This window comes from Holdemania sp. Marseille-P2844 (assembly GCF_900120005.1).
Classification (GTDB): domain Bacteria; phylum Bacillota_I; class Bacilli_A; order Erysipelotrichales; family Erysipelotrichaceae; genus Holdemania.
This window is the reverse complement of record NZ_LT635453.1, coordinates 260,226-283,801: the sequence shown is the minus strand read 5'-3', so window position 1 is coordinate 283,801 and position 23,576 is coordinate 260,226. Positions and strand designations below refer to the sequence as shown.

22 protein-coding genes are annotated in these 23,576 nt (G+C 50.3%); 8 read left to right on the top strand and 14 right to left on the bottom strand.

The genetic code is table 11. The annotated features are described in order from the left end of the window. Positions 1 to 207 precede the first annotated feature (207 nt). From BQ7364_RS13940 to BQ7364_RS13930, 3 genes are read right to left on the bottom strand one after another with little or no spacing between them, the layout of a single operon-like run. Positions 208 to 768, bottom strand: a complete 561-nt coding sequence (locus BQ7364_RS13940) for a hypothetical protein (RefSeq protein WP_072685282.1) — start codon at positions 766 to 768, stop codon at positions 208 to 210. Then, on the bottom strand, positions 765 to 1,589 hold the full coding sequence (locus BQ7364_RS13935) for a hypothetical protein (protein WP_072685281.1): 825 nt from the start codon (positions 1,587 to 1,589) through the stop codon (positions 765 to 767). Before BQ7364_RS13935 ends, BQ7364_RS13940 begins: the two co-directional genes overlap by 4 nt. A gap of 38 nt (positions 1,590 to 1,627) precedes the next feature. Beyond that, positions 1,628 to 2,068, bottom strand: coding sequence for a DUF3788 family protein (locus tag BQ7364_RS13930; RefSeq protein ID WP_072685280.1), 441 nt, complete (start codon positions 2,066 to 2,068; stop codon positions 1,628 to 1,630). A 154-nt stretch (positions 2,069 to 2,222) separates the two neighbouring features. Here BQ7364_RS13930 and BQ7364_RS13925 point away from each other — a divergent pair, with 154 nt between their 5' ends. The 3 genes from BQ7364_RS13925 to BQ7364_RS13915 are packed head-to-tail and all read left to right on the top strand — an operon-like array spanning position 2,223 to position 5,578. Continuing rightward, complete coding sequence (locus tag BQ7364_RS13925; RefSeq protein WP_369802558.1) at positions 2,223 to 3,278, top strand: AAA family ATPase; 1,056 nt, start codon at positions 2,223 to 2,225, stop codon at positions 3,276 to 3,278. Between the two features lie 6 nt (positions 3,279 to 3,284). Beyond that, positions 3,285 to 4,406 carry a DUF58 domain-containing protein gene (locus BQ7364_RS13920; RefSeq protein ID WP_072685278.1) on the top strand — a complete coding sequence of 374 codons (1,122 nt, stop codon included), beginning with the start codon at positions 3,285 to 3,287 and terminating at the stop codon, positions 4,404 to 4,406. Then, on the top strand, positions 4,403 to 5,578 hold the full coding sequence (locus BQ7364_RS13915; protein ID WP_072685277.1) for a DUF4129 domain-containing protein: 1,176 nt from the start codon (positions 4,403 to 4,405) through the stop codon (positions 5,576 to 5,578). Before BQ7364_RS13920 ends, BQ7364_RS13915 begins: the two co-directional genes overlap by 4 nt. Before the next feature lie 430 nt (positions 5,579 to 6,008). Here BQ7364_RS13915 and BQ7364_RS13910 read toward each other — a convergent pair whose 3' ends face one another. Genes BQ7364_RS13910 through BQ7364_RS13900 form a run of 3 tightly spaced genes read right to left on the bottom strand, consistent with a single transcriptional unit; the run spans position 6,009 to position 8,499 of the window. Beyond that, positions 6,009 to 6,344: a TfoX/Sxy family protein gene (locus tag BQ7364_RS13910; RefSeq protein ID WP_072685276.1), complete on the bottom strand. Its 336-nt coding sequence runs from the start codon at positions 6,342 to 6,344 to the stop codon at positions 6,009 to 6,011. 2 nt (positions 6,345 to 6,346) lie between these two features. Beyond that, on the bottom strand, positions 6,347 to 7,960 hold the full coding sequence (locus tag BQ7364_RS13905; protein ID WP_072685275.1) for a gamma-glutamyltransferase family protein: 1,614 nt from the start codon (positions 7,958 to 7,960) through the stop codon (positions 6,347 to 6,349). Further along, positions 7,957 to 8,499, bottom strand: coding sequence for an NUDIX domain-containing protein (locus BQ7364_RS13900; protein ID WP_072685274.1), 543 nt, complete (start codon positions 8,497 to 8,499; stop codon positions 7,957 to 7,959). The genes BQ7364_RS13905 and BQ7364_RS13900 overlap by 4 nt, the downstream gene beginning before the upstream one ends. Before the next feature lie 205 nt (positions 8,500 to 8,704). On the opposite strand from BQ7364_RS13900, the gene BQ7364_RS13895 reads away from it, so the two are divergent. The 3 genes from BQ7364_RS13895 to BQ7364_RS13885 all read left to right on the top strand — a co-directional run bounded on the left by BQ7364_RS13895 (position 8,705) and on the right by BQ7364_RS13885 (position 11,749). Then, on the top strand, positions 8,705 to 9,601 hold the full coding sequence (locus tag BQ7364_RS13895) for a DMT family transporter (protein ID WP_072685273.1): 897 nt from the start codon (positions 8,705 to 8,707) through the stop codon (positions 9,599 to 9,601). 236 nt (positions 9,602 to 9,837) lie between these two features. After that, on the top strand, positions 9,838 to 10,890 hold the full coding sequence (locus BQ7364_RS13890) for an LCP family protein (protein WP_072685272.1): 1,053 nt from the start codon (positions 9,838 to 9,840) through the stop codon (positions 10,888 to 10,890). Positions 10,891 to 11,029: 139 nt separating this feature from the next. Further along, entirely contained in the window at positions 11,030 to 11,749 is a 720-nt protein-coding gene (locus tag BQ7364_RS13885) for a DUF554 domain-containing protein (RefSeq protein ID WP_234973191.1), read from the top strand. Positions 11,750 to 11,987: 238 nt separating this feature from the next. Here the strand turns inward: BQ7364_RS13885 and BQ7364_RS13880 are convergent, their stop codons facing one another. After that, the gene (locus BQ7364_RS13880; protein ID WP_072685271.1) at positions 11,988 to 13,358 is read right to left on the bottom strand and encodes an MATE family efflux transporter; all 1,371 of its coding nucleotides are present in this window, start codon (positions 13,356 to 13,358) and stop codon (positions 11,988 to 11,990) included. Between the two features lie 26 nt (positions 13,359 to 13,384). Further along, positions 13,385 to 13,708 (bottom strand): hypothetical protein, encoded by a 324-nt coding sequence (locus BQ7364_RS13875; protein ID WP_072685270.1) that lies wholly within the window; start codon positions 13,706 to 13,708, stop codon positions 13,385 to 13,387. A 258-nt stretch (positions 13,709 to 13,966) separates the two neighbouring features. On the opposite strand from BQ7364_RS13875, the gene BQ7364_RS13870 reads away from it, so the two are divergent. Next, positions 13,967 to 15,742 carry an LTA synthase family protein gene (locus BQ7364_RS13870; RefSeq protein WP_072685269.1) on the top strand — a complete coding sequence of 592 codons (1,776 nt, stop codon included), beginning with the start codon at positions 13,967 to 13,969 and terminating at the stop codon, positions 15,740 to 15,742. A gap of 559 nt (positions 15,743 to 16,301) precedes the next feature. Here the strand turns inward: BQ7364_RS13870 and pbp4b are convergent. From pbp4b to BQ7364_RS13855, 3 genes are all read right to left on the bottom strand, one after another. Next, positions 16,302 to 18,254 carry a penicillin binding protein PBP4B gene (pbp4b, locus tag BQ7364_RS13865; RefSeq protein ID WP_159432817.1) on the bottom strand — a complete coding sequence of 651 codons (1,953 nt, stop codon included), beginning with the start codon at positions 18,252 to 18,254 and terminating at the stop codon, positions 16,302 to 16,304. 390 nt (positions 18,255 to 18,644) lie between these two features. Further along, entirely contained in the window at positions 18,645 to 19,304 is a 660-nt protein-coding gene (locus BQ7364_RS13860) for an HAD family hydrolase (protein WP_072685268.1), read from the bottom strand. A gap of 56 nt (positions 19,305 to 19,360) precedes the next feature. Next, positions 19,361 to 19,573 carry a thermostable hemolysin delta-VPH gene (locus BQ7364_RS13855; RefSeq protein WP_072685267.1) on the bottom strand — a complete coding sequence of 71 codons (213 nt, stop codon included), beginning with the start codon at positions 19,571 to 19,573 and terminating at the stop codon, positions 19,361 to 19,363. 165 nt (positions 19,574 to 19,738) lie between these two features. Here BQ7364_RS13855 and BQ7364_RS13850 point away from each other — a divergent pair, with 165 nt between their 5' ends. Further along, positions 19,739 to 20,350: a hypothetical protein gene (locus BQ7364_RS13850; RefSeq protein WP_072685266.1), complete on the top strand. Its 612-nt coding sequence runs from the start codon at positions 19,739 to 19,741 to the stop codon at positions 20,348 to 20,350. A gap of 89 nt (positions 20,351 to 20,439) precedes the next feature. Here the strand turns inward: BQ7364_RS13850 and BQ7364_RS13845 are convergent, their stop codons facing one another. The 3 genes from BQ7364_RS13845 to BQ7364_RS13835 all read right to left on the bottom strand — a co-directional run bounded on the left by BQ7364_RS13845 (position 20,440) and on the right by BQ7364_RS13835 (position 23,380). Further along, on the bottom strand, positions 20,440 to 21,366 hold the full coding sequence (locus BQ7364_RS13845; protein WP_234973190.1) for a CPBP family intramembrane glutamic endopeptidase: 927 nt from the start codon (positions 21,364 to 21,366) through the stop codon (positions 20,440 to 20,442). Positions 21,367 to 21,794: 428 nt separating this feature from the next. Beyond that, a complete protein-coding gene (locus tag BQ7364_RS13840) occupies positions 21,795 to 22,229 on the bottom strand; it encodes a hypothetical protein (protein ID WP_139248645.1) in 435 nt (144 codons plus the stop codon). Between the two features lie 32 nt (positions 22,230 to 22,261). Next, the gene (locus BQ7364_RS13835) at positions 22,262 to 23,380 is read right to left on the bottom strand and encodes a hypothetical protein (RefSeq protein ID WP_072685263.1); all 1,119 of its coding nucleotides are present in this window, start codon (positions 23,378 to 23,380) and stop codon (positions 22,262 to 22,264) included. Positions 23,381 to 23,576 lie beyond the last annotated feature (196 nt).

The following is a 23,576-nucleotide window of genomic DNA, read 5'->3' as shown; positions in this document are numbered from 1 at the left end:
AAAAATCATATTGATATTTGTAAGATAAACTGTCTAATCAACTTGCTAACGCTTCTTTTATAAAATCGAATCATCCGAATGAAATCAGAAGCTCTTTCTTCACATCTGAAAACACACTTCCCTAATCGTGCGATTCCGTTTTATCATTTTTTCAATTTTCACTCGCCAAAAGGACAAAAAACCGGCGAACCGGTTTTCTGATCAAATTCAAATTCTCGATTCTTCCTCGCGCGGCAGCAGCGAGTCGCTTTCCGAATACAGCATAACGCACGCCATCAACATGCCGTAAACCAGCCGGATGATCAGCTGGACGATCTGCGAGGCCCAGGCCGCGCCGATGAACCAACAGGCCGCCTCGGCGATGGCGCATAACGTGAACGCCAGCATGTAGATTTTCATGCGGAGATCCGTTTCCTTCGCTTTTTCCCGCAGCCGCCGACGGCGGAACTGCCGCCAGCACCCTTCAAACATTTTCGCAAAGCCGAACAGTTCAAAGATCCTGCATACCAGCATCAGAATGCCGCTGTACCGCAGCGGCAGACTGGCCGCCAACGACAACAGACAGCAGATCATCGCGCCTAAAAGACCGACGCCGGAGATCAGAAACGCGCGGATTTCGCTGGCTCTGAAGCTCATCAGCATGCCTGCTGCGCACAAGCCGTAGCCGATCATATTAAAACCCCAAACCAGCCCTTCCCAAGGCAGTTTTACGATCGTCAGGGTCAGAAACATCAGGCCCCAGAAAATCAGAAGCATTCCCTTTTTCATTCGCTGCCTCCCTTCCGCGTGGTCGACAACAGGTTGAAGACGTTAAACCCTTCCTGCCGCTTGCGCTGGGTGGAAAACTGAAGATCGAACGGATTGCCTTTTTCATCTTCCAGAACCATCGTCGGGCTGAGCCGCATGGATTGCAGCGGATCGACCGTTTTGTCCTTAAAGCTGCCCTGAATCACGATCTCGCCCTGCGGCACAAGCAACCCTTTCCATTCCTCCACCGGCTTGTCGTTGATAATCAGTTCCAGCACATCCAGCACATTTTCCGTGGTCGTACTGGAAATACTGGCAAAATGCAGCATTTTCGTCGCGTTTAACCGAATCGTAAAGCTTCCGTCATCCTTGGACGTCATTTCCGTAATTTCATACGGACCTTCATTTTTTTCTTTCGGCACCAGCTTCAGCTTGCCCAGCCGGATCTGTTCCTCACTGCCGTCGGTGAACGTCAGGATCGCGTCGGACAAGTCCAGCCCGCCGCTTTCCGGCCACTCCGTGTCCATCGGCGCGATGACCGCCTGCACCGTCGTCACTTCAAACGGACCGAAGCTCTGCGTCGTGCGCCCGATCACATAGACCGGAAAATCCCTGGCGACAAAGCGCATCGTTGCGACGGTTTTCGGTTCGTCCTGAGCGCTTAAATAACTGAATTCAAAGCCCATCATTTCCGCCGAACTGCTCTGATAGATCAATTCGGTATTCTGTTCGATAATCGTCAGGCTTTCCACCCGGAACACGCTGACCAGAAGCAGCAGCACCACGGCGCACAATCCCAGTATGCCGGTCAAAATCAGTAATAAACGATTGCCTTTTCGCATAAGTCAGCCCCTTTCTATCGTTGGTTTCCAATGGTATTTCACCGTTTTTTCGGCGGCGCTTTTTTTATCATGATCAGCCGGATTATTTCCTCAATTTCCTCTTGTTCCAGAATTCGATAACGGATCCAGCCGCCTTCCTCCCCGCACGGATACCGGTTTTCCCACAGAGTCCGCGCCTTTTCACTCCATGAGGACAGGCTCTCTTTCATCAACGGCACGCGCGCGTCGCCGATCTGAAGCATCACGGTGAACGCTCCCTGTTCAAAAAAGACGTAAACTAAGTGAACAGCCTTGTGACTGTACTTCACACCCCAACCGTAATCGTTGCCAAAAGGGAAGCGGAATTCTTTGCGCAGATCGTAAAGATCCGCAAGCCGTGTTTCCAACAGGTTCAGATAAGCACAAGCTTTCATGCCCAGCGTATTTTGAATTTCCAGAGTGGAGGGACGATGCCCGCCGTCCAGCATGCGTTCATACATTTCATCCGCCTCCTGTCTTCCTTATTGGTCATCAGTCCTTTCCTGCGACAGGAAACACCAATTTCCGATTGGCTTTATTATCTCATTGAATGCTTTCAGATTCAATGAAGGAGCGGTGAACAGTTTGGGACTTTTTGTCTAATTTCATTGAAATATTTCAATTTTACAAATTTCAATCATTTTCCCAGACAATTTTCAGAGGACTTTTCAAATACGAGACGCAATTCGTGATAAAATAAATAAAATCGCAGGAGGAATATCCATGAAATGTCAGGAAGCCGCATCCTTATTAAAGAAGAATATCGAACAGATCATGGTCGGCAGCGAACAGAGCTGCGACCTGATCATGATGAGTTTATTAGCCGGAGGCCACATTCTGTTAGAAGACGTGCCCGGCACCGGAAAGACGACGCTGGCCAAAGCAGTCGCCCAATCGCTGAACCTCTCGTTTAAACGGGTTCAGTTTACCCCGGATCTGATGCCGTCCGATTTGATCGGCATTCAGTTCTACAATCAGGCCAAAGGGGAATTTGAGTTCCGGCCGGGTCCGTTATTTACCCAGCTTGTGCTGGCGGATGAGATCAACCGCGCCGCCCCGCGCACCCAGTCAAGCTTATTGGAAGCGATGGAAGAACACCAGATCAGCGTGGAGGGTACAACCTATCCGCTGCCAGAGCCGTTCTTTGTCATCGCAACACAGAACCCGATTGAAAATCAGGGAACCTTCCCGCTGCCGGAAGCGCAGATCGACCGGTTTATGATTCGCATTCATCCCGGCTATCCTTCGCCGCAGGAGGAACAGCGAATGCTGAAAAATCTCAGCGCACAGGCGGCCGCGCCGCAGCTCTCGCCGGTGCTCGACGGAAAACAGCTGCTTACATTGCGCAGTGAGGTCGACGCAGTTCAGATCCATGATGAGCTGTTGGCGTATGCGCTGCAGGTCGTAGGCAGAACGCGGGCGCATGAGCGGATTCAATTAGGCGTCAGTCCCCGCGGAGCGCTGGCGTGGGTGCGCTGCGCGAAAGCAACGGCCGCGATCCAGGGGCGCGATTATGTGCTGCCGGATGATTTGAAAGCCTGTGCCCAGCCGGTGCTGGCGCATCGTTTGATTCTGGGCGGATTAAGCCTCGGATCGGACCGGCAGGCGGAAGCCGTGCTGGCGCAGATTCTGGAAGAGATCCCGGTTCCGGTTGAAAAGTTTCAGGGTTGATTCCTCATGACATTGTTGTTCATCTTCGTCCTCGGTCTGATTCTCGCCCAGCTGGGACGCTATGATTTTGAACGCCGCGGCGCTCGGGAGTTAACGGTCACGCTGCTCAGCGACGTCAGCCGGCTGGAACCGGGACAGACGCTGACGCTGACGGTGATTCTGGAGAATAAAAAGCGGATGAGCGTGCCGCATGCCGCGGTGCGGATCACTTTTCCCGCGATTCTGGAATGCGAGGAAACCGATCTGTCCCTGACCGGCGAAAGCGCGACGAATGCGTTTGTCCTGCATACGACGCTGAGTGGACGCCAGAAGAAAACCCGCACGCTGCAATTCACTGCGAAGCAGCGTGGGGCTGGCGAATTCCGGGCCGCAACAACGCTTTCCGATTATCTGAATCTGACCCAGCTGGACGGTCCGCAGGCTGCGCCGCGTTTATGCGTCGTCCATCCCCTGCGACAATTCCCGGCGGCGCTGGATGCCCGTCCGTGCGGTCTTCAGGGGCAGCAGTCAGTACGCCGCTGGCTCTATCCGGATTCGATCTTTTATACCGGCGTGCGTCCCTATCAGCCGCAGGACAGCTTCCGCGATATCGACTGGCGGGCGACGGCGCGGTATCAATCGTTTTATGTCAAAGAATACGATCATACCTCCGATCCGGCATTTTCGATTTTCTTAATCCTGCAGTCGATTCAGAATCTGTTTGCGGATGATACAGAATTTATGGAAAGCGCGGTGCAGTTCGCGGCCGCCGTACTGGACCAGAGCCAGCGCCAACAGCTGTCTGCAGCGCTGGTCACCAATGCCGTCGTGCGCTTTACCGTCGCGGATACCTCGGCGTGCGATACCAGTCTGAACCATACGGTCAGCTGTCTGGATCTGTTAGCTTGTGCCGCACCCTATCCGCTGGGTGAACCGACGCGGTTATTTCAGCGATATCCACAGCTGTTGGATGCCTCGCATCATTGCCTGTTCATTCTCAATTCATTGACGGACGCCATCCGCGAATGGGTGATGAAACTCTGCGCCCAGGGCACGGCCGTCACGCTGGTCTGCTGGACGCTGCCCGATCCCAGGACACTGCCGGCGCGTTGTCAGGCGCTGCCGCTGCGGAAGGAGGGAACAGAATGAAACGGTGCTTTCCTTATCTGATCGCCTTCCAACAGGTTCTGTGCGGATTGTGGATCATGCTTGTCTTGGCGCAGGCGTTTCTGTCCGGAATGCTTTTCCTGCCGGGATGTGTCCTGTTCTTCATCCTGCAATGGGGCCTGTCGCTGCTTTCCAACAAGAAAAAACCAGCGCTGCGCTCTGGCCTGTTGTGGCTGAACATCGTGATCTTTGCGCTTCTGCTTCCCTTGCAGAAAAATATTCCGGCGATTGCGTTAACCGCCGTCGGACTGATTCTGGAAACCGGCCTGATCCTGACGCTGGAAAATTTCCGGGATTGTTCCTGGGGACGGTTGGGGATCGGCGGCTTAATCCTGATCCTCATCAATACGGTCAGCGCCAGTCCGGACCTGATCCGCAGCTCATTGCTGCTGGCACTGGCGGCGTTATGCCTGCGCGTGCAGTCTCAACTATTCAATCCGGCTGATCCGGCATCCCTGTACCAGCTCGATCCCGATCAGGAAAAACTGTTGCTCAGGATGGCTGGAATTCAGCTTGCGGCCACGTTGGCGATCGGGCCGCTGAGCGCTTTGATTCTTGCCGCCGCTGAGGGAGCAGGCCAGGTGCTGACCTGGATTTTAAGCCGTCTGATCGAAATTTTCGCGTTTGTCTTCTCGGCGATCATCCTGTCGCTGCAAAGTCTGATCCGCTGGATTCTGGCGCATCAAACAGGAACAGAAGTCACGATGCAGCCGCCCCAGAGCGAAGCAACGATCACGCAGAACCCAGAATCCGCAATGACGACTTCGCCGCTTTTCAATGGAATTCTGACTTTGATCCTCATCATCGCCGCCGGGCTTCTGCTTTTTCTCTTACTTCGCTGGTTCATTCGTTTAATCCGGAAAACGCATTACCCTTCTCTGGAAGGCAACTTCCGCAGTGAGAAAATCGCGGCCTCCGCGCTGGAACCCCGGCCGACACTGCGTCAGCGTCTGCATTCCTGGCTGCATCCGGAAGCACTTTCGCCCGTAAGAAAACAATATAAAGAAGCGGTTGACGAGCGAATTCGGAAAGGACATCCGTTCGCCCCTTCTGCGACGCCATGGGAATATTGGCAGGAAGTTCAGGACGAAGAACCGGACGATCAGTTCAAAAAACTGACGCACGCTTATAATGAAGAACGTTATCGTCCTTAACGGCTTGTAACATTAAGGATTTGAACATCCGTTATCTGGATGGAAAGCGAGGGATTCCCGTTTTGGATTTCCCTCGTTTTTCTTTTAAAGCACAGCTTCCCTGTCCCCTTTTATTTTACTTTCGGTACTGTCTGGTGCTGCGAAGAAGTCAAAGTTATTCCGCGGTTTATCTCCCGATGGGAATTTCGCATCTTCCAATACCGTTCAGCAGGAGCATTGCACGACGCTCACGCAAGCCCGGACGATTACGACAAAACCGCAAAACCGGATTTCCAATAAGACGAATTCTGCCGAAATTTCTTCTTTAACCCACCGCTGCCGGCGACGACAGGTTCATCCCCGCTTACTGACTGCCGGATTCAGGAAAAAAAGAAAAAAAGATAGAACAGAGCATAACCTGCCGTTCTATCTTAGACATCATTTTTAGACATCATTCGGATTTTGCGGTTTTCGGCCGCCGCGTCTTTGGCTTGGACAAAGCGTCACAGGTCGCTCGGACGATCTGTGCCAGTCTTTCCCGGTCATCCAGATCTTCCATCAAAAAACTTTCCTTCGCGCCCGGATAAGCCGGCGCTTTTGGACAATCCGGCATCCTGGCCGCCACCTCCGGCGTGATTTTAATAAACAGCTGATCGTCGCAGATCACCGCAAAGAACACCTGATCGCAATACAGGCCAACCTCCCCGAACATTCGTTTCCAGGTAATTGTGCCGGCCAAAGCCAGCTGATCGCACACATACCTGACAAATTCCAATGTCGAAGCCATTGTCAGAAACAGGCAATGTTGCTATCGGTACGGGATTCTGTCCCGCCGATCAACGTGCCGTTCTCCATTCTGAGAATCATCTGTCCCCTGCCGAAAACGCCGGGATCCAGACAAACCTCAATCCGGTGTCCCCGCTTCTGCAGCGCCTTCGCTAAAGCGGTCGGGAAGTGCGGTTCAACGAGAATCCGGTTGTCCCGTTCCCACAGCCAGCGCGGCGCATCCAGCGCCATCTGCGGATTGAGATGAAAGTCGATCAGGTTCATCGCCACCTGGACATGCCCCTGCGGCTGCATATAGCCGCCCATGACGCCGAACGGTCCGACTGCTTTCCCCTCTTTCATCAAAAATCCCGGAATGATCGTGTGATACGTCCGCTTGCGCGGCTCTAAATAATTGGCATGCTTGTCATCCAGCGAGAAATCATGACCCCGGTTCTGCAAGGAAATGCCGGTGCCCTCAACGACGATGCCGCTGCCGAAGCCCATATAATTACTCTGAATATAGGACACCATGTTGCCTTCCTCATCCGCCGTGCATAAATACACCGTTCCGCTCTGCGGCAGCTCGCTGACCTGTGGATCCTGCGCAATGTCCGTGATCTGAGCGGCGCGCAGACGCCCCAGCTGCGGATCAAGCAGGTGTTCCGTTTTCACCTTCATTGCCTTCGGATCTGTAATATAGAACAAGCCATCCTTGAACGCCATCTTCATTGCTTCCAGCTGACGGTGAACCGTTTCCACGTGCAGCTTCTCATGAAATTGGAATTCTTTCAGAATATTCAGCGCCATCAGGGCGACGATCCCCTGCCCATTCGGCGGAATTTCACAGATTTCATAGCCGCGGTAATTCAGCCGGATCGGAGTGACCCATTCATTTTCAAACGCTTCCAGATCCGCTTTGCGGAGGTACCCGCCATATTTGCGGCTGCAGGCGTCGATCTGATCGGCAAGCGGGCCATGGTAAAAGCTGTCCGCCTGCGTGCGGCCGATTTCTTTTAATGTTTCCGCATGATTTTTCAAGGTGATCACATCCCCCGCCTGCGGCGCTTGTCCCTGCGGAGCGAACGTCGCAAACCATTCGTCAAACTCCGGTTTCCCGGCAAATTCTTTTTTGTACTTGTCAAAAGCCGCCTGCCAGTAATGCGCTAAAACCGGGGAACATGGATAGCCTTCTTGGGCATAGCGGATCGCCGGGGCCAGGCATTGCGCCAGCGTCAGCTTTCCAAAGCGCTCGTTCAGGCTTTTCCAGGCTTTGACCGCGCCCGGCACCGTGACCGGCGTCCAGCCGAAGGTCGGCATCGTCGAATGACCCTGAGCTTTGACCTGTTCAGCACTGATCGCCTGCGGTGCAAAGCCGGAAGAATTCAGCCCGATCAATTCTCCTTTATGCCAGACGATCGCAAACGCGTCGCTGCCCAGTCCGTTGGCCGTCGGTTCCACGACCGTCAGGGCAGCCGCCGTCGCCACCGCCGCGTCGATCGCATTGCCGCCTTGCCGCAGCATTTCCAAGCCGGCTGCCGACGCCAGCGCGGAACCGGTACAGACCATCCCTCTGCGCGCCATCACCGGATAGCGGTTGGATGAAAACGGTTGATCAAAACAGTCGAAATTCATCATTGTTCTTCCTCCAATAAAGCTTGTAATTTCAGCGTCATCGCGATCGTTTTCCCGTCGATAATCTCACCGCGCATCACCTGATCGACGACGTCCTTCAACGGCACCTTTACGCAGTTCAGGAATTCATCTTCATCCAGATGCGTACCGACAAAGGTCAGTCCCTTTGCCCAATACATCTGTATTGTTTCTTCCAGATACGCGCCGGTCGGCACCATCTCGCCCATAAACTCAAAGGTTTCAGCGGTATAGCCGGTTTCTTCCTGCAGCTCCCGCTTCGCGGTGACTAACGGATCCTCGCCAGGTTCTCGTTTGCCTGCCGGGACTTCGCGCATGATCCGCTGTTGGGCATAGCGGAATTGATCGACGAGAAGCAGCTCATTCTGATCGGTCAGCGCTGCGATCGCCACGCCGCCGGGATGTTCAACGACCTCACGGATCGTTTCCGTCCCGTCGGGCAAGGTAACTTCATCATGCCGCACATGAATCAGCCGTCCGGTAAAAACCCGTTTTTGTGAATTGGTTTGTTCAATCAGTTTCATTATTCCCCCCTGTTTTCCGTTTCCCGTCTCCATGACTTTGGAGCGTCCTGACGGAATTCCTTTTCAGGCTCTGATTTAGTTATAGAGAGATTTCATGGAAAAATCAAGATGAAAATCGACTTCCTCAATATTCGTGCAATCATCTTGCTTCACCTGACTTTCCAGAGGTTTATAATAAAAGGAGAAAAGGAAGAAGGAATGCGTCATGAAAACGACAGGCATCGTTTTAACGATCCTCTCCGCTCTCTTGTTTGCCATCTCGCCGGTTTTCGTCAGTTGGACTTATGATTGGGGTAATAATCCGCTGACCATGGTCATGTTCCGTAATTTGTTTGTGCTTCCGGTTTTGTTCGTTCTGATGCGGCGCAGCCGGGTTTCGGTTAAGCTGCCGCGGGATCAGTTTCTCGCCCTGTTGTTCGTTGCAACAATGGGATCCTGTCTTACGCCGCTGCTTTTATACAGCAGTTATTCCTATATCGGCGTCGGCGCCGGCACCACGCTGCATTTTTTCTACCCACTGTTCGTCGCTTTGTTCTGCCGTTTTTTCTATCACGAGAAATTGGGCAAAATTAAAGTTCTGGCGTTAATCCTGGCCTTGACCGGCACCTTGTTTTTCATGGACTTCGGCAATCTGAAAAACCTGACGGGCGTCGCGATAGCGCTGGCTTCAGGAATGACCTATGCATTTTATCTGGTCTTGCTGGAAAAGAAAGGATTATCCCGGATGAATCCATTTCTTTGTTCATTCTGGCTGGCTTTGTTTGCGGCCGCCGATCTCTTTCTCGTCGGAACGTTTACCGATGGTCTGCATTATCAACAGCCGGTCATTTCCTATCTGACGATGATTGTGATCGCCATGATGACCTCGTTTCTGGCGGTAGTCCTGCTTCAAAAAGGTATTGAAGCTCTGGGTTCCTCAACCGCTTCGATTTTCTGCCTGTTTGAACCGATCGGCAGCGTGATCTGCGGCGCATTGTTATTGCACGAAGAATTAACGACGGCGAAGATCCTCGGCTGCCTGATCATTATTCTGGCAGTGATTTTATACATTCTTGCCGGAAAGAAAAAACCAGATTCACAAACCGAAAGATTAAAATCATAACTCCAGTTGATTTTGCCCCTTCGTCAACCGGCTTCATCCCGATCGCTGCCTGCGGATTTAACCTGTTATTCAAAAAATCTGTGTGGTTATCCCTGCGTTTCATTCCTGTTTATTATTTTCAGGGATGAGTTGAATTATATTTACAAAATAGCTGCTGAGATGTTCCTGCGTCGCCGGTTTTCTGCTTTTATCATTTCGCTTTGGCTTCAAACTGGTATAATGAAAAAGATAAAGGAATGAACTCGTTTATTATCGCAGAGGTGAAGGAATTGAAAAAAGGGGTAAAAACAGGATGCATTATCATCGCCGTCATCCTGTTGACCGGCGGCTGCGGCTATGGCGCGGCCAACTGGGCGATGGATGCGATGCTTAACAAAATGGAACATGGCGAAACCATCGAGAGCGAAACGGCAGCGATCGCGCCGGAAGTCAGCGAAGCGGTGAAAGAACGGAAGCTGGTGAATATCGCTTTGTTTGGCGCGGATAACAGCCAGGGGCCGACGGGCACCGACGAGGACCGCAGCGACGCGATGAAAATTGTATCGCTTGATTTTGATAACAAAAAATTAAAAATTACGTCCGTGGAACGGGATGTCGTCGTCTGGATTCCCGGCGATCATCAAAAATACGGACATTTCAACTGGGCTTACTGGTTCGGCGGCGCAACGCTGGCCGTTCAGACCCTGAATTACAACTTGGACCTGGACATCACGCAGTATGTGACATTCAGTTTTAACGCGGTGGAAAGGCTTGTCGATCTGATCGGCGGCGTCGACATTGATCTGACGGCCAGGGAAGTCGGGGCGCTGACAGGAAAAACGAAGCACAGCGTGCAGACGGGAACCAATACGCTCAATGGCTACGACGCGATGATGTACTGCCGGCAGCGCTACATCGACAGTGATTTCGTGCGGATGGACCGCCAGAACAACGTGATTAACGCGATCATCGCCAAACTGAAGCATAAGAATATTCTGGAATTGATGGAGATCGTCAACGACATGCTTCCCTATATCACGACGAACCTGACGAATTCCGAGATCAAAAAATATCTCGTTTCATTGTTGAGCTTCGATCTGACCAGAATTGAAACGTATAAAGAACCGAGCGGCGAATATGACGATATCATGCGCTGTCCGGGACTGGGTGGTTATCTGGTGCGCAGTTACAGTGATATGGTGCGTCATCTGCATGCGAATATTTACGGTGATACGGATTATCAGCCAAGTCAGACCGTCATGAACAATGAAGAAAAAATCTATAAAACTTATGGGGAATTCAAGAAATAGGTGCGGGAATGCGATAGACTGCGGTTTTCTTCACTATCTCAGCGATGGAATTCCACTGTTTCTCACTGCGCCGATTAAAGCCTCTGAGCGCAACGTGCGAGGGAAAACAAGAAGCCGGTAAACAGAGAGAGGGATAACAATGATACCAGGTTTAGGGACATTGATAAACGGATTGGCGGTCATCGGCGGCGGGCTGCTGGGTCTGATCTTCCGTAAAGGTCTGCCGCAGCGGTTTCAGGACACGTTAATGCAGGCGCTGGGCTTGTCTTCGATCTTTATCGGAATTTCCGGAGCCCTGGAAAAAATGTTGGTGATTCAAAATAGTGCTGTCAGCGTACAGGGCACAATGTTGTCGGTGATCAGCCTGGCTGCCGGCGCGCTGGTGGGCGAAGGAATTAACCTTGAATTCCGGTTTGAGCAATTCGGAAGCTGGCTGAAAAAGAAAACCGGCAGCGATCAGGACGATCAGTTTATGGAGGCGTTCCTCACCGCTTCGCTGACGATCTGCGTCGGAGCGATGGCGATTGTCGGCGCGCTGCAGGACGGCTTGTCCGCCAACCCGTCGCTGTTGATCACTAAAGCAGTGCTGGATTGTCTGATCATCATGATCTTTACTTCGGCTTTGGGTAAAGGCGCGGTCTTTTCCGTCATTCCGCTCGTTTTGTTCCAAGGCTCGATCACTTTCCTGGCGCGGCTGATCGCCCCGGTGCTGACGGATGGGATGATCGCCAATCTGGCCATGACCGGTTCCATGTTAATCTTCTGCGTCGGCGTCAATCTGATGTTTAACACTAAAATTCGGGTCGCTAATCTGCTTCCCGCCTTACTGATCGCGCTCTTATTGACGCCATTATTTTAATCAATATGATTAAACGATTTTTTCCCTGTTAAAACGAAATAAAAAGCATATCTGTCCTGATGCTCCCGCGGCAATTTTGCGTCCCGCTGTTCCGGGAGCGCTTATTCGCGGCAGGAAGAGATGCTTTTTTTAACTCCTTTATTTCTTTGATTCGTTGTTCAAATTCATTGATTATTTTCCGTCAATCTGTTCCTCACAATCCTGTATCACGCGTCTGCCTTGCTTTATTATAGAAAGATTACGCCTGCCCGGCCTGAATTCTTTCTGACGAACTGTCCGTTAAGTTTTTCAGCCAGTTGCCTTTTTTCAGAAAACCCGTGGCCAGGCAAACTTTGACTAAACCCGCGCCTTCGACGATGCAGTAAGCGGGAAACAACGAAACCCGGAATACCCGCGCGACAAGAAAGCTCAGCAGCACCGGGCCAAACCAGGTAAACAGGCCGTCGATGATCAGCACCGACTTCGTGTCGCCGCCCGCCCGCAGAATATAATAAACCGTGTTCGCGTAGCCCTGCGTCCAGGCCAGAAACGCCTTCGCCAGAATTAAAACCGCCGCCATCGAAACATTCGCCGGACTCAGCGAGAACCAGACCGGCGCCCAGCGATGGATCGCCACTAAAATCAGACCTCCTGCCAGATACACCGTCAGCGCAAAGCCGATCATTTTCTTTGCATCCTGCTTTGCCTGGTCCAGCTTCCCTGAACCTAACGCCTGACCGATGATCACCCCGACCGCCACCGAACAGCCGCTGAAGGCAACGTAGACCAGATTGCTGATGTTGTCGACCACCGTGATCGCCGGAATGTACTGTTCCGCGATAAAGCTGTAATTAATAAAGATCATGTTCAGCCCCAGCGACCAGATCAATTCGTTTCCCATCAGCGGCAGCGCCTTGCGGATAACCGTCCAACGCATCGAAGAGGGCAGATGATTTTTTAACCGCAGCTTCAGCGTTGGCAGATATTTGCGGGAGGCATAGAACAAATAAGCCGCTTCCAAAAACCGCGCGATCATCGTTGCGGCCGCTGCGCCGATCACTCCCCAGCGCGGAAAGTGGAATAAACCATAAATCAGCAGCGCGTTTAAAACAATGTTGACAAGGCAGGAAATCACGCCGGACACCATCGGAATCGCCGGCCGGCCCATGACGCGGCACGCCACGCTGATCATCGACGTGCAGGCAAACGGCAGCAGCGTCCACAGCAGCACGCCTAAATACGCTTCCGCATCTGCCAGCACCAGCGGATTCTGAACGAATAAACCGAGAATCGGCTGCGGGAAAATGACCAGAATTCCGGTCACCAGAATCCCCATCACACAGCACAAGCCAAGTCCAAAATTATACAGATCGGTAATCTGATCCTCCTGCCGCGCCCCCATGTATTGCGAGATGAAGATTCCGATCCCATTGCTTAATCCGAATAAAATCAGCTGATAAACAAAAAAGACTTTGTTGACGATCGCCACCGCGCTGATCGCATTCTCCCCGATCCCGCCGATCATCATCGTATCGCACAGGTTCAGCATATTCGTTAAAAGCTGCTGGATCATGACCGGCAGCGAGAGTAAAATTACCCGTTTTAAAAACGCCCAGTTTTCCCGCTTCATCCTGAATTCCCCCTTATTCAAGCTGGTTATGAGAGATATTGTAAGGCGAAATCACAATGAATGCAAGACGGCGGGAAACGTCCGCAGAGAATGGGCGCCGTATTTTTGGGATCAATATTGCAGCTTTCCAGAGAGGATCGCTGCCTTGCATCGTTGCCTGAACTCAATTTTTCCCTCTGATTGACAAACTCATTGAAGCCCGCCATATCCCAGAGAGCAGGCACGATAAGAAGGGTGTCCGGCTTGTTGTCAAGCTTCGCTTCTTTCCGCTTTCCCGAATTTGCTTCCCTATCTCCGCAAATCCTGCAGCAGTTAAACTCGCCGATTGATTCTGATCGCTGTTTAACCATTTCATATTTCCTTGTTCTCGGCCGCTATCCGCTTGCTGAATTCAGCGGTTTTCCCCCCTACGCCAATCGCAAGCAGCCTTTTAAATATGGGAATTTTTAGTGAATTCCCCGGGCTTTCTTGATCTTTCCGGGGAACTCGTTTAAAATAAGCCAAGTTGTTCGTTCTGTGAAAGCGAACATGAAAGGGGGATAAACACCTTGAACCACGTGTTAAAAAATATAAATAAGCATCGGCTTCGGATCGGAGGCTTGTGCCTGATGAGCGCGACGCCCTTTACCGCCGTCTTTCTGATGCAGTATGTCTACTGCGGCGATCCGTGGCAAATTTCCGCGTCCGCCTTTCTGGCCAACGCGATCTGCGTCGGCGTGCTTTATTATCTGCTTTGCGCCCTGATCCGCAAACCGGCCGCCGCCAGCGTTATGATCCACACGGCCTGCGCGCTTTTAGGCGCGATCAATTATTTCGTCTCCGTCTTCCGCGGCACGCCGGTTCTGCCCTGGGACCTGACGGCGCTGAACACGGCGCTGGCCGTCTCTTCCACCTATGATTTTACGCCGACCGGGCCCATGATCATCGCTGCGGTAGTTTTGATCGGAGCGTTGATCGTTCTCCTTCATTTCCGCAGATTTGACGTACTGCCCCATGCGCTCTGCCGACGCTTTCCCCTGCCGCTGCGGCTTCTCTGCCTGACGCTGGCGCTGCTTTGCGCGGTCTTCACCTCTCCGAAAAACCTGGCCCGCTTCAACGTTCAGACAGATGTCTGGGATCAGCGCGGCGCTTATCAGAAAAGCGGAATCCTCGCTACCTTCCTGCGCAATACCGAATTCATGAACGTTGAAGTTCCTTCCGATACCTCCAGAGAAAAGCTGGATCAGATCTTAAGCTCCGTCTTTGCAAAGGAGCCGGCTCTGACTTTGAATCAGAAACCGCATATCATCGCAATCATGAATGAATCGTGGGCAGATTTTGAAGAATTCGGCAATCTTCAGCTCAGCGAAAGCGTCATCGACGGTATTTCCAAGCTGGATAACGCCCGGTTCTCCCACGCCTATGCTTCCGTTTTCGGCGCGGGTACCAGCGCCAGTGAATTTGAGTTTCTCACCGGAAATTCGATGGCCTTTCTGCCCTCTGGAAGCATCCCTTATCAACAATATATTTTAAAGGATTCCTTTTCTCTGGCTTCCCAGCTGAAACAGCTCGGCTATCAAACGGCGGCGTTTCATCCGGGCGAGCGGAGTTCCTGGCAGCGGGATCAGGCTTATCCGCGGCTGGGCTTCGACTCATTTAAAAGCGCGGACGAACTGGACGTTCCGATCATCACAGAACATGGCTATGTCAGCGATGAAACAGATTTTGATCAGATTGTGTGGGACTATGAACATCGTGATCCCGACAAACCGTTATTTCTGTTTAACGTCACCATTCAGAATCATGGCGCGTACACTGTCAAGGACTATCCGGCGGAAATTCGCCTGATGGATCAGCCGGGCGTTTATCCGATGGCCGAACAGTATCTGACGCTCGTTCACAAAACGGAAGACCAGTTTCTGCGGCTGACTGAATATTTCAGCCGACAGGATGAACCGGTGCTGATTCTGATGTTCGGCGATCACCAGCCTTCCGTGGAACCGGCATTTCTGAACAAAGCTTATGGCGTGGAAGACGGCACATTATCCATGGAAGAGTATATGAACAAATTTCGGGTTCCGTTTGTCCTCTGGGCTAATTACCCCCTGCCGGAAACAGCGCTGCCGGAAATCAGTCTTAATTTTCTATCGTCGCTTCTGTTAGACTATGCCGGATTGGAAACGGATGCTTATGGTCAGTATTTACAGACTCTGCGCACATCGCTGCCGGTCGTTACCTTTGCGGGCTATATGGATTCGCAGGGAAATGCGTACAGTCATTGGGAATCTACGGATTTCACCGCTGTCCTTGAGGATTATCAGACCCTGCAATATGAGCGGCTGTTTGGCAGCGGTTATTTTCAGGATCAATTAACGGAAAAGGCCGAAACTTTATCCCATCCCTGAGCCGGATCTTGGAAACCGATGAGCAGAGAATAAGATTTTCGCTCAAAGATTTCCGTTTTATCTCTAATGCTGCTTACGAAAACAGCGGATTGCCTGACGGTGTACATAACGCCCGGGCAGTCCGCTTTTTATCTCTCATTTTCCTGTTTCTGATGAAGAAACAGGTAAATAGGGGAAGGGGAATGGCTGAAAAATGATTACCGCACGATGGAGCGAAGAGGCGAGTTAGAGCGGGTTCAATGAAGACTTCAATTTTTCATCTGCACAAAAGCAAAAAGAAGCGAAATTCAATCCGCTCCTTTTCCCGTGTTCTTTCTTAAACTTGAGGAAAGATAAAAAGACAGGGGTACGAAGTTTTGATAACGCTTCATACCCCCTGCTTCTTTGCATGAAAATTTCAGGTCTGCCCTAAGCTGAGGAAGAACCTTTTCCTGATCCTGATTCTTTTTTGGCAAGCTCTGCCCTTTCAGCACCCTGCGCCTGAAAGCAGGCTCCCTGCCGCAGATTTCTGCATTCCAACAGTTTGCGTGAAATCCTGATTTTGATGAATCGAGATTGTTTATTTCACCGCAGCCAGCCGTTCGTTCAGCGCCGTTTTCGCCGCTTCATCGCTCAGTTTTTCAACCAGCCGTTCGGCCTGACTCTTCACGGCGGCCGAGCCGGTCTTTTCCACACGGCTGACCAGCAGATCCATCAAGGCTTGCAGCGATTGTTCGTCCGCCGCGTTCTGATAGCCTTCGTCAGTTTCGATCAATGTCAGCTTGTTCGCAACCATCTGCGCCAACAGGGAATCGATGCTGTCCATGGATGTCGGATTCAGTGCGTCATAAGCAAGCGTCGCCACACCGCCCAGGGTTCCGCCGATGAAATGGTTGCCATAGAAATAATTCGGATTGACCGTCGGATCGACAACCGGACTGTTGATCTTGTTGGACAGCCAGATGACGATCATATCATTTTCCGGGTCGATTAAACTCAGTGTACCTGTCCAACCGGTATGACCATACGTTGAAGCTCCGGCCTGTGGTCCGAAATACCAGCTGTAACCATGATCGCCCATGCGCCGCCAGCCTAATCCATAGGTCTGGCTTGTGAACTTCGGCTTGGTGAATTGATCAATCGTCTGTTTCGAGAACAGCTTGACATCGCCATAACCGCCCTGGTTCAGCATGACCTGCGCTAAGCGCGCCAGATCCTGCGCGTCGGCAAACAGACCGGCATGACCGGAAACACCGTTCATCGCATAGAAAGCTTTTTCATCATGGACTTCGCCCTGAATCGTATCGGTACGGTTAACCGTAAACGAAATCGCGCCGTCGCGGGAATTGCCGTTCAGCTCGGTTGCCGCGCACTGGTCTTTTTCAAATCCCTTCTGCAGCGGATTGAAGACGATGTGATCGAGGCCCAGCGGCTTGTAGATATTTTCTTCGACAAAGACATCGAGATCCATGCCGGTAACCTGTTCGACGATCAGTCCCAGAAGCATGTAGTCGACATCAGAGTATACGGTCTTGCTTCCCGGCTCATACTGCAGCGGAGTCTTCAGTATCATTTCCCTGGTCGTGGCTTTTTCCACTGAATACAGATCGTTGACGCCGTTGACAATTCCATCATCCTTGTCGTAGGTATCGTTATGATACTGCGGATCGGCCGGGAATCCGGCCTGATGTTCCAGAATGTTCTGGAGAGTCATCGTGTCCTTGCCCCGGATGGCAGCGCCTGCTTCATCCTTGAATTCCGGGAAATAGCTTTGAATCGTATCGGTAATGTTGACCTTGCCTTCGCTGACCAGCATTTGCAGCGCATAGTTGGTCGCGTACATTTTGGTGTTGGACGCTAAATCATATAAGGTTTCCGGAGTGCTTGGCACCGGATTTTCAATCCGCGTTCCATCCTGATTGTAGGAATTGGCATAGCCGTAAGCCGTGTTTTTGATCATCTTTCCGTCTTTGATGATGACCAGCTGACCACCCGGGAATCCATATTCCACTTCCTTGTTCAGCAGATCGTCAATAAAGCTGAGCTTCTCGCTGCTGAAGCCGACTTCCTCCGGTGTCCCTTCGATCACCGTCGGATAGTCAACTTTAATATTGACGCTTGCGGTTTCCGGAAGAATGTTGGTTACCTGAATCGTGTTGATCTCGTTGGTTGCCAGAGCCGAGAAATCGACCGTGAAGGCTTTCCCCGCAAATTCGCTGTGATCGACGGCTGTTCCGTTGATGAACAGATCGAAGCTTTCCGCTCCCTTCGGCGTCACGGAAACCTGGCCTTGTCCGGCATACGTTTTGATTGTTGTCAGATTGTTCATCGCCAGCGTGTCGTCCAATCCCTCCAGCGGATAGGTGACATCTGCCTGAACGCCTTTAACGCTGACGCCTTCGCTCAGCGTAACGCCGCGCGTTTCATTCGTCTGCGCCGAAGGCTGGCCGGCGGATGACGAGTTGTTTGCGCTGCAGCCTGCCGCCGTGGTGGCTAACACGGCAGCCAGGACTAAAATCATCAGTTTTTTCATCCTTGTTCCTCTCTTTCGACGATCTCTTTCCAGAGATTTCCTTTTCGACTCTTCCATCATAGCAGGATCTGGTCAGACCAGTCAAGAGAAAATGTGAAGCGCTTACAAACTTGTTTTTTCACAAATAAAAATCTGTCCAGAAGCATCGCCCGGAACAGATTTCAGTTTTTTTTGATGATTTTTCAAAATCCACAGCCCTTCACGGCTGACGCCTATGAGTCAGGATCAAACGTAATATTCAAGCTTTACGCTTGGATTTAAGACTCATTATGCCTGGTTGTGACTTGAATTCCAGATAAACTTCGAAAGGGATAGAAATAAAATCAGGAATCATGCGGCTATCAGGATCTGTTGGCGATCGCCTTGACTTCCTGATTTGTTTTTGCCGATTCAGCCCAGCTGAGCCAGAATTGCCAGTATTTCCGGCAGTTGTTTTACAAAATAATGGGCTTTCGACTGATCCATCGGGAATCGTTCGCCCTGCCGGGCAATTACCGTCATTCCTGCCGAGACGCCCGCCTGGATCCCATACGGCGAATCCTCCACAACGACGCATTGCCGCGGATCCAATTTCAATTTCTCCGCCGTGAACAGATAGATTTCCGGATTCGGCTTCGATTCTTTAAACATTCCGCCGGAGGTGACCAGTTCAAAATAAGGATACAGACCGGTGTCCGACAACATCTTCTCAATCATGGCAAACGAACTGGAAGACGCCAGCGCCAGTTTCTTTCCCTGCGCCTTCAACGCTTTCAACGTCTCTTCCACTCCCGGAAACAACAGCGCCTGATAATCTTCAATTCGCTGCGCATGGCGATATTCCCGCATCCCGACCATGAATTCGTCATACGGCTGCGGCAGTTCAATGCCTTCCAGAATTTTCGGCCACAGGTTCATCTTGCCATTCGCGCCGACCAGCAGATTTAATCGCTGCGGCGGCAGATCCACCTTCATCGCTCTGAAATATTCCATCAGTCTATCCTGATAATACTGTTCCGAATCGATCAGAACCCCGTCCATATCGAACACAACCGCTTTGATCTGCGTCATGTCATCACCCTCTCAATCGCTTCTAGTTTAGCGGATTTCCCAACCAGAGTAAAGGATTATTCCCCTTCCTTTATGGTCTTGTTATGAATTTCGTCGATCAATTCAAAATAATCTGCCCAGCGCTCTTCACGGATTGGCATCGGCGGTTCGTTGTCAAAGTAGAGCACCAGCGCCGGAGCAATCTGATTCCATCGCTCGACCAGTTCAAAATGGGTGCAATGTCCCTGACGGATCAGACGCATCGCTTTGGCATGATAATTAAAGTACATTGCGCAAATCCTCCCTTATCCGCTATTCTTTCCTGAATTCTGCCGCTTATCCCTTTTGCCGCTACCCCAATTCCGGTCCCCGCCTTGTCCTGCGCCCTTTTCTATGGTAGAATTCCCGTTGTACAATCGCAATTTCATGCAAATTCACGCAGAGAGGAGCATTTTATGTTAGAAGAACGTTTTTTCACAGCCGGAAAAGCCCTGAAATTGATTTTCATCGGTCAGGTCATCGCGCTGTTCGTCAGTTTGCCCAATGTGGGAAATCTCATCAGCTTGATCGCCGGAATTACCATTTTAGTCGGTATTGTCAAAATCCGCAAAGCGGATGCTTTATATAACCGGGCTTTTATCATGGTTCTGTGCAGCTTGGGCTGCAGTCTGGTTCTGTCTATGGCGACAGTTTACTTTTCCAGCCTGTATGCCGATGGAAATCTCGGCGCGGCTCAAACCTTTATGATCGTGGCGCTGATCCTGTCTGTCGTCGCCGCCGTGTTTGGATTTCTTCAGAATTTCTTCATCATCAAGGGAACGACGAAATTCCTGGGTGAACTGCAGGAAGAAGCGCTGGTCAAGCATGGGGAAACAACCTGGAAATTGATGATTATCAGCTATGGGCTCAATATTCTGTTTTCCGTCTTACTGCTGTTTGTATCCGATTGGTCCAGCGTCCTGTCGCTTGTCAGCAACGTCGTGAATATGGCGATCACCTTCGTTTACATCCTGTTCTTATACCGCAGTGAAATCCGGCTGTTAGCGGACTCCAAAACGGCAGACTAAACCGGAATCAGATTACAAAGTTCAGATTTATTTAAAATAAACGCGTTCATCCTGTCAGTTCAGGGGTGAACGCGTTTTACTTCAGGCTTTTACCGGATCGGCGTTTCAGCCTGACTGATGTGGATGGATTCTGCGTTGGCCTTTTCCTCTGTATTCATTCCCGATGGCCTGAATTTTGTGTCGTCATTAACGAAAACCGGTTTTGCGACGGAATTCTCCTCAGTTTTCAACATGGCAATCATTTCCGGCAGCTGTTCTTTTGTCCGCCAATACCAGGCGCCAATCATGAATAACATGACCGCCGTTACGATCAACCCGCCTTCTGGTCCGAAGGTTCCGCCATTAAGCAGGGAATTGCCTTTCATATAGGTTGTCAGCAGACCGCTTTCCTGACCGCCGCTGACAGAAAAGCCGTAAATTGGTCCCTGGAAGAAATTCCAGAAAATATGAAAACCGATGGCCGAATACAGGTTGCCGCTGGAAAGTGTGATCAGCGACAGAAACAAGCCGATCAGAAAGAGATTGAGATAGGGAAGCCACCCGATCCCCTGATTCGCTGAGTGAAGCAGCGAAAAGATCAGGGAAGGCACCAAAATGATCAGCCCTGGATTGTGTGTCTGCCGCATAACGCCCTGAATATAGCCGCGGCAGATGATTTCTTCCGAATAGCCAATCAGAATATACAGGAAGAACATGATCAGCAGCGAAGGTGAGCCTTGGGGAATCCAAGTCAAAACCTGTGCGCTGTCCGTGACTATGAGAAGCAGAAAAACTAACGTCATGGAGCCAGCGCCCATCGCCAGTCCTTGTCTCATTGTCCTTCTCTGCTTCGCCAGCGGCGGAAGTCCCAGCGACGCCTTATCCTTTTTCAGCACCTTCGTCCATAACAGAATCGGAATCGTGATCATAACGATCGTCTGTAAGAACATCATGGAACTGTTGATGATCGCTGCTGTCTGAAAAGCCAGCGGCGTCGCGGCCGCAGTCGTCGGATCCAGATTCCCGGTTGTGGTCATGATAAACACAAATCCAAACTGAATGAGAAACATAAGAAGAAACAAAACGCCGAAAACCGTTCCCAGCATTCCTGCGATTTTCCAGCCGGAACGAAGTTCTCCATTTTTATTTTTAAACACAGTATCCCTTCTTTCCGGTTCATGATAGGAGTATATCATGATTCAATCCTGGCAACTCTTAAATCTTATTAAAGTTTTTGTGAAAAAACTATGTCTGCTTTAGTCCGGATATTTAAGATCTTATCGAAGAGCCTCTCATTCAGTTGAACTGTTGAACTGAACCAGACTGTGTTTTTTAACGGGGTATCAAAAATTGAATACCAACCCACATATCTAAACGGTATGTCCTCATGAATACGATACATCTTGCCTGCTTTACCGCTATTGTTTAAGTTATGAAATATAACGGTACAGACAAAATAAAATTTTTAAAGTATTTCTCCGATTTCTCTATAAGCTTCCGACTCTGGAAACTCGTTTAAATTGATTTTTCGCTCTCTTCTTTGGCTTACAATCTGACGAACCTGTTCTGCCAGATCTTCGGATGTCTTGATCATCTCATACCGCTCCGATAATATCAGCAACTCATCACCATTTAACTGCTGAAGCAGCGCCGTTTCTTCTTCACCCATCGGAATCCGGATACTCAGCACCTGTCGAAGCATCATTCTTTGTCTTGCTTCCCCTTTACGTTCCCCTTGCTGTCTGCCTATGCGCTCTCCAATGCATTCCCCGATCTTCTTCCCTAACCGCTGCCCTTTTTCGTAAATCTTCTGTTCATCAATTTCATCAAACCGTGTCCTCATCAATGCGATGTCCAAGCTTGTACTTCTCAAAAACTCCATCCGCTGTTCTTCTGTCATTCTGATCATTGGAATCACCTCTGAAGATAGTTTTAAACCGTGGCCGCCAGCTTAGGCTGTGGGGTTGAGTTTGTTCTCTGATTTACAATCTGATGAACCTGTTCTGCCAGATCGTCCGGCGTTTTTATCATCTCATACCGCTCTGATAATATCAGCAACTCATCACCATTTAACTGTTGAAGCAAATCTGTTTCTTTTTCTCCGATCGAAATCTGGAAGCTCAACATCTGTCGAAGCATCATTCTCTGCCCATTAAGCTCGCCAACGCGTTCCCCTTGCTGTCTGCCTATGCGCTCTCCAATGCATTCCCCGATCTTCTTCCCTAACCGCTGCCCTTTTTCATAAATCTTCTGTTCGTCAATTTCATCAAATCGTGTCCTCATCAATGCGATAGACAAACTTGTGTTCCTCAAAAACTCCATCTTCTTTTCTTCCATCATTTGTATGACCTCCTCTTTTTCTTTTAACTCCCGAATGATTTCCTGTTTTTCGGCATCTAAACTGTACCGTGTCATATAAAGAATCTTTTCTGCCATCCGCCACTCTTCGATTGGTTTCTTCGCCAGCTCACTTAGATAATCCATCTCTACCCAGAGGATCCGGCAGCGCTCATCCGGCATCATGATGTGATCTTCAATCACGAAATATCGGCTCTGATGAGTAAAATGAGAATGCTTTTTCATGTTGGGCAGCCGGTTAACGATCATAATCTGAATAACCGGACAGAATTCATAATCCTCCCCGGCAACAACCTCATCACTGACTATCCGTGACAAATAAACCTGAGAACGCAGAGATAAGGAATCCTTCATGCGGTAATTCTGCATTTCCAGATTTACCAGCATCATTCTCCCCTGATCATCGTAAATCTCTACTAACAGATCAAAGCGAATGCCTTTCTCTTTTTCACTCGTCTTAACCGGTTCCGTATTCCGAAACCGCAGCCATGTAATCTGAAAGTCAAGCAGATCGGATAAAAAAGCGGTCAAAATTTTTGGGGAGAGTTCGTCCTCCGAGCCAAAAGTACAACGAAACAGATCGTTATTGCGATAATCCAAAGCCGCTAAGACGGGATGGGTGGGAGTGTACACAAATCTGATTTTTTGAATTTCCTGTCTGTTTAAAGTTCTGAGCCGATCGATTTTCTGCATAATAGGAAACCTCCTATCATTAATATTGCGGAAAATCGGAAAAAGCCTCCTAAAATAATTAAAAAAATTAAAAATACTTTTCTGAGTTAATTTTACAATTTCATTATAACTCAAATGCGTCCTTTTATCAATCTGATTTCCCTGTTTTTGCCGTCTGAATTTCCACTCCAATATTCATGAAAATCAAAACTCTTCC

What these genes read in the sequence shown, in the direction of transcription:
- BQ7364_RS13940 (WP_072685282.1), bottom strand. Translation starts at nt 768, where the DNA reads ATGAAAAAGGGAATGCTTCTGATTTTCTGGGGCCTGATGTTTCTGACC.
- BQ7364_RS13935 (WP_072685281.1), bottom strand. Translation starts at nt 1,589, where the DNA reads ATGCGAAAAGGCAATCGTTTATTACTGATTTTGACCGGCATACTGGGA.
- BQ7364_RS13930 (WP_072685280.1), bottom strand. Translation starts at nt 2,068, where the DNA reads ATGTATGAACGCATGCTGGACGGCGGGCATCGTCCCTCCACTCTGGAA.
- BQ7364_RS13920 (WP_072685278.1), top strand. Translation starts at nt 3,285, where the DNA reads ATGACATTGTTGTTCATCTTCGTCCTCGGTCTGATTCTCGCCCAGCTG.
- BQ7364_RS13915 (WP_072685277.1), top strand. Translation starts at nt 4,403, where the DNA reads ATGAAACGGTGCTTTCCTTATCTGATCGCCTTCCAACAGGTTCTGTGC.
- BQ7364_RS13910 (WP_072685276.1), bottom strand. Translation starts at nt 6,344, where the DNA reads ATGGCTTCGACATTGGAATTTGTCAGGTATGTGTGCGATCAGCTGGCT.
- BQ7364_RS13905 (WP_072685275.1), bottom strand. Translation starts at nt 7,960, where the DNA reads ATGATGAATTTCGACTGTTTTGATCAACCGTTTTCATCCAACCGCTAT.
- BQ7364_RS13900 (WP_072685274.1), bottom strand. Translation starts at nt 8,499, where the DNA reads ATGAAACTGATTGAACAAACCAATTCACAAAAACGGGTTTTTACCGGA.
- BQ7364_RS13895 (WP_072685273.1), top strand. Translation starts at nt 8,705, where the DNA reads ATGAAAACGACAGGCATCGTTTTAACGATCCTCTCCGCTCTCTTGTTT.
- BQ7364_RS13890 (WP_072685272.1), top strand. Translation starts at nt 9,838, where the DNA reads ATGAACTCGTTTATTATCGCAGAGGTGAAGGAATTGAAAAAAGGGGTA.
- BQ7364_RS13885 (WP_234973191.1), top strand. Translation starts at nt 11,030, where the DNA reads ATGATACCAGGTTTAGGGACATTGATAAACGGATTGGCGGTCATCGGC.
- BQ7364_RS13880 (WP_072685271.1), bottom strand. Translation starts at nt 13,358, where the DNA reads ATGAAGCGGGAAAACTGGGCGTTTTTAAAACGGGTAATTTTACTCTCG.
- BQ7364_RS13875 (WP_072685270.1), bottom strand. Translation starts at nt 13,708, where the DNA reads ATGGTTAAACAGCGATCAGAATCAATCGGCGAGTTTAACTGCTGCAGG.
- BQ7364_RS13870 (WP_072685269.1), top strand. Translation starts at nt 13,967, where the DNA reads ATGAGCGCGACGCCCTTTACCGCCGTCTTTCTGATGCAGTATGTCTAC.
- pbp4b (WP_159432817.1), bottom strand. Translation starts at nt 18,254, where the DNA reads ATGAAAAAACTGATGATTTTAGTCCTGGCTGCCGTGTTAGCCACCACG.
- BQ7364_RS13860 (WP_072685268.1), bottom strand. Translation starts at nt 19,304, where the DNA reads ATGACGCAGATCAAAGCGGTTGTGTTCGATATGGACGGGGTTCTGATC.
- BQ7364_RS13855 (WP_072685267.1), bottom strand. Translation starts at nt 19,573, where the DNA reads ATGTACTTTAATTATCATGCCAAAGCGATGCGTCTGATCCGTCAGGGA.
- BQ7364_RS13850 (WP_072685266.1), top strand. Translation starts at nt 19,739, where the DNA reads ATGTTAGAAGAACGTTTTTTCACAGCCGGAAAAGCCCTGAAATTGATT.
- BQ7364_RS13845 (WP_234973190.1), bottom strand. Translation starts at nt 21,366, where the DNA reads ATGACCACAACCGGGAATCTGGATCCGACGACTGCGGCCGCGACGCCG.
- BQ7364_RS13840 (WP_139248645.1), bottom strand. Translation starts at nt 22,229, where the DNA reads ATGACAGAAGAACAGCGGATGGAGTTTTTGAGAAGTACAAGCTTGGAC.
- BQ7364_RS13835 (WP_072685263.1), bottom strand. Translation starts at nt 23,380, where the DNA reads ATGCAGAAAATCGATCGGCTCAGAACTTTAAACAGACAGGAAATTCAA.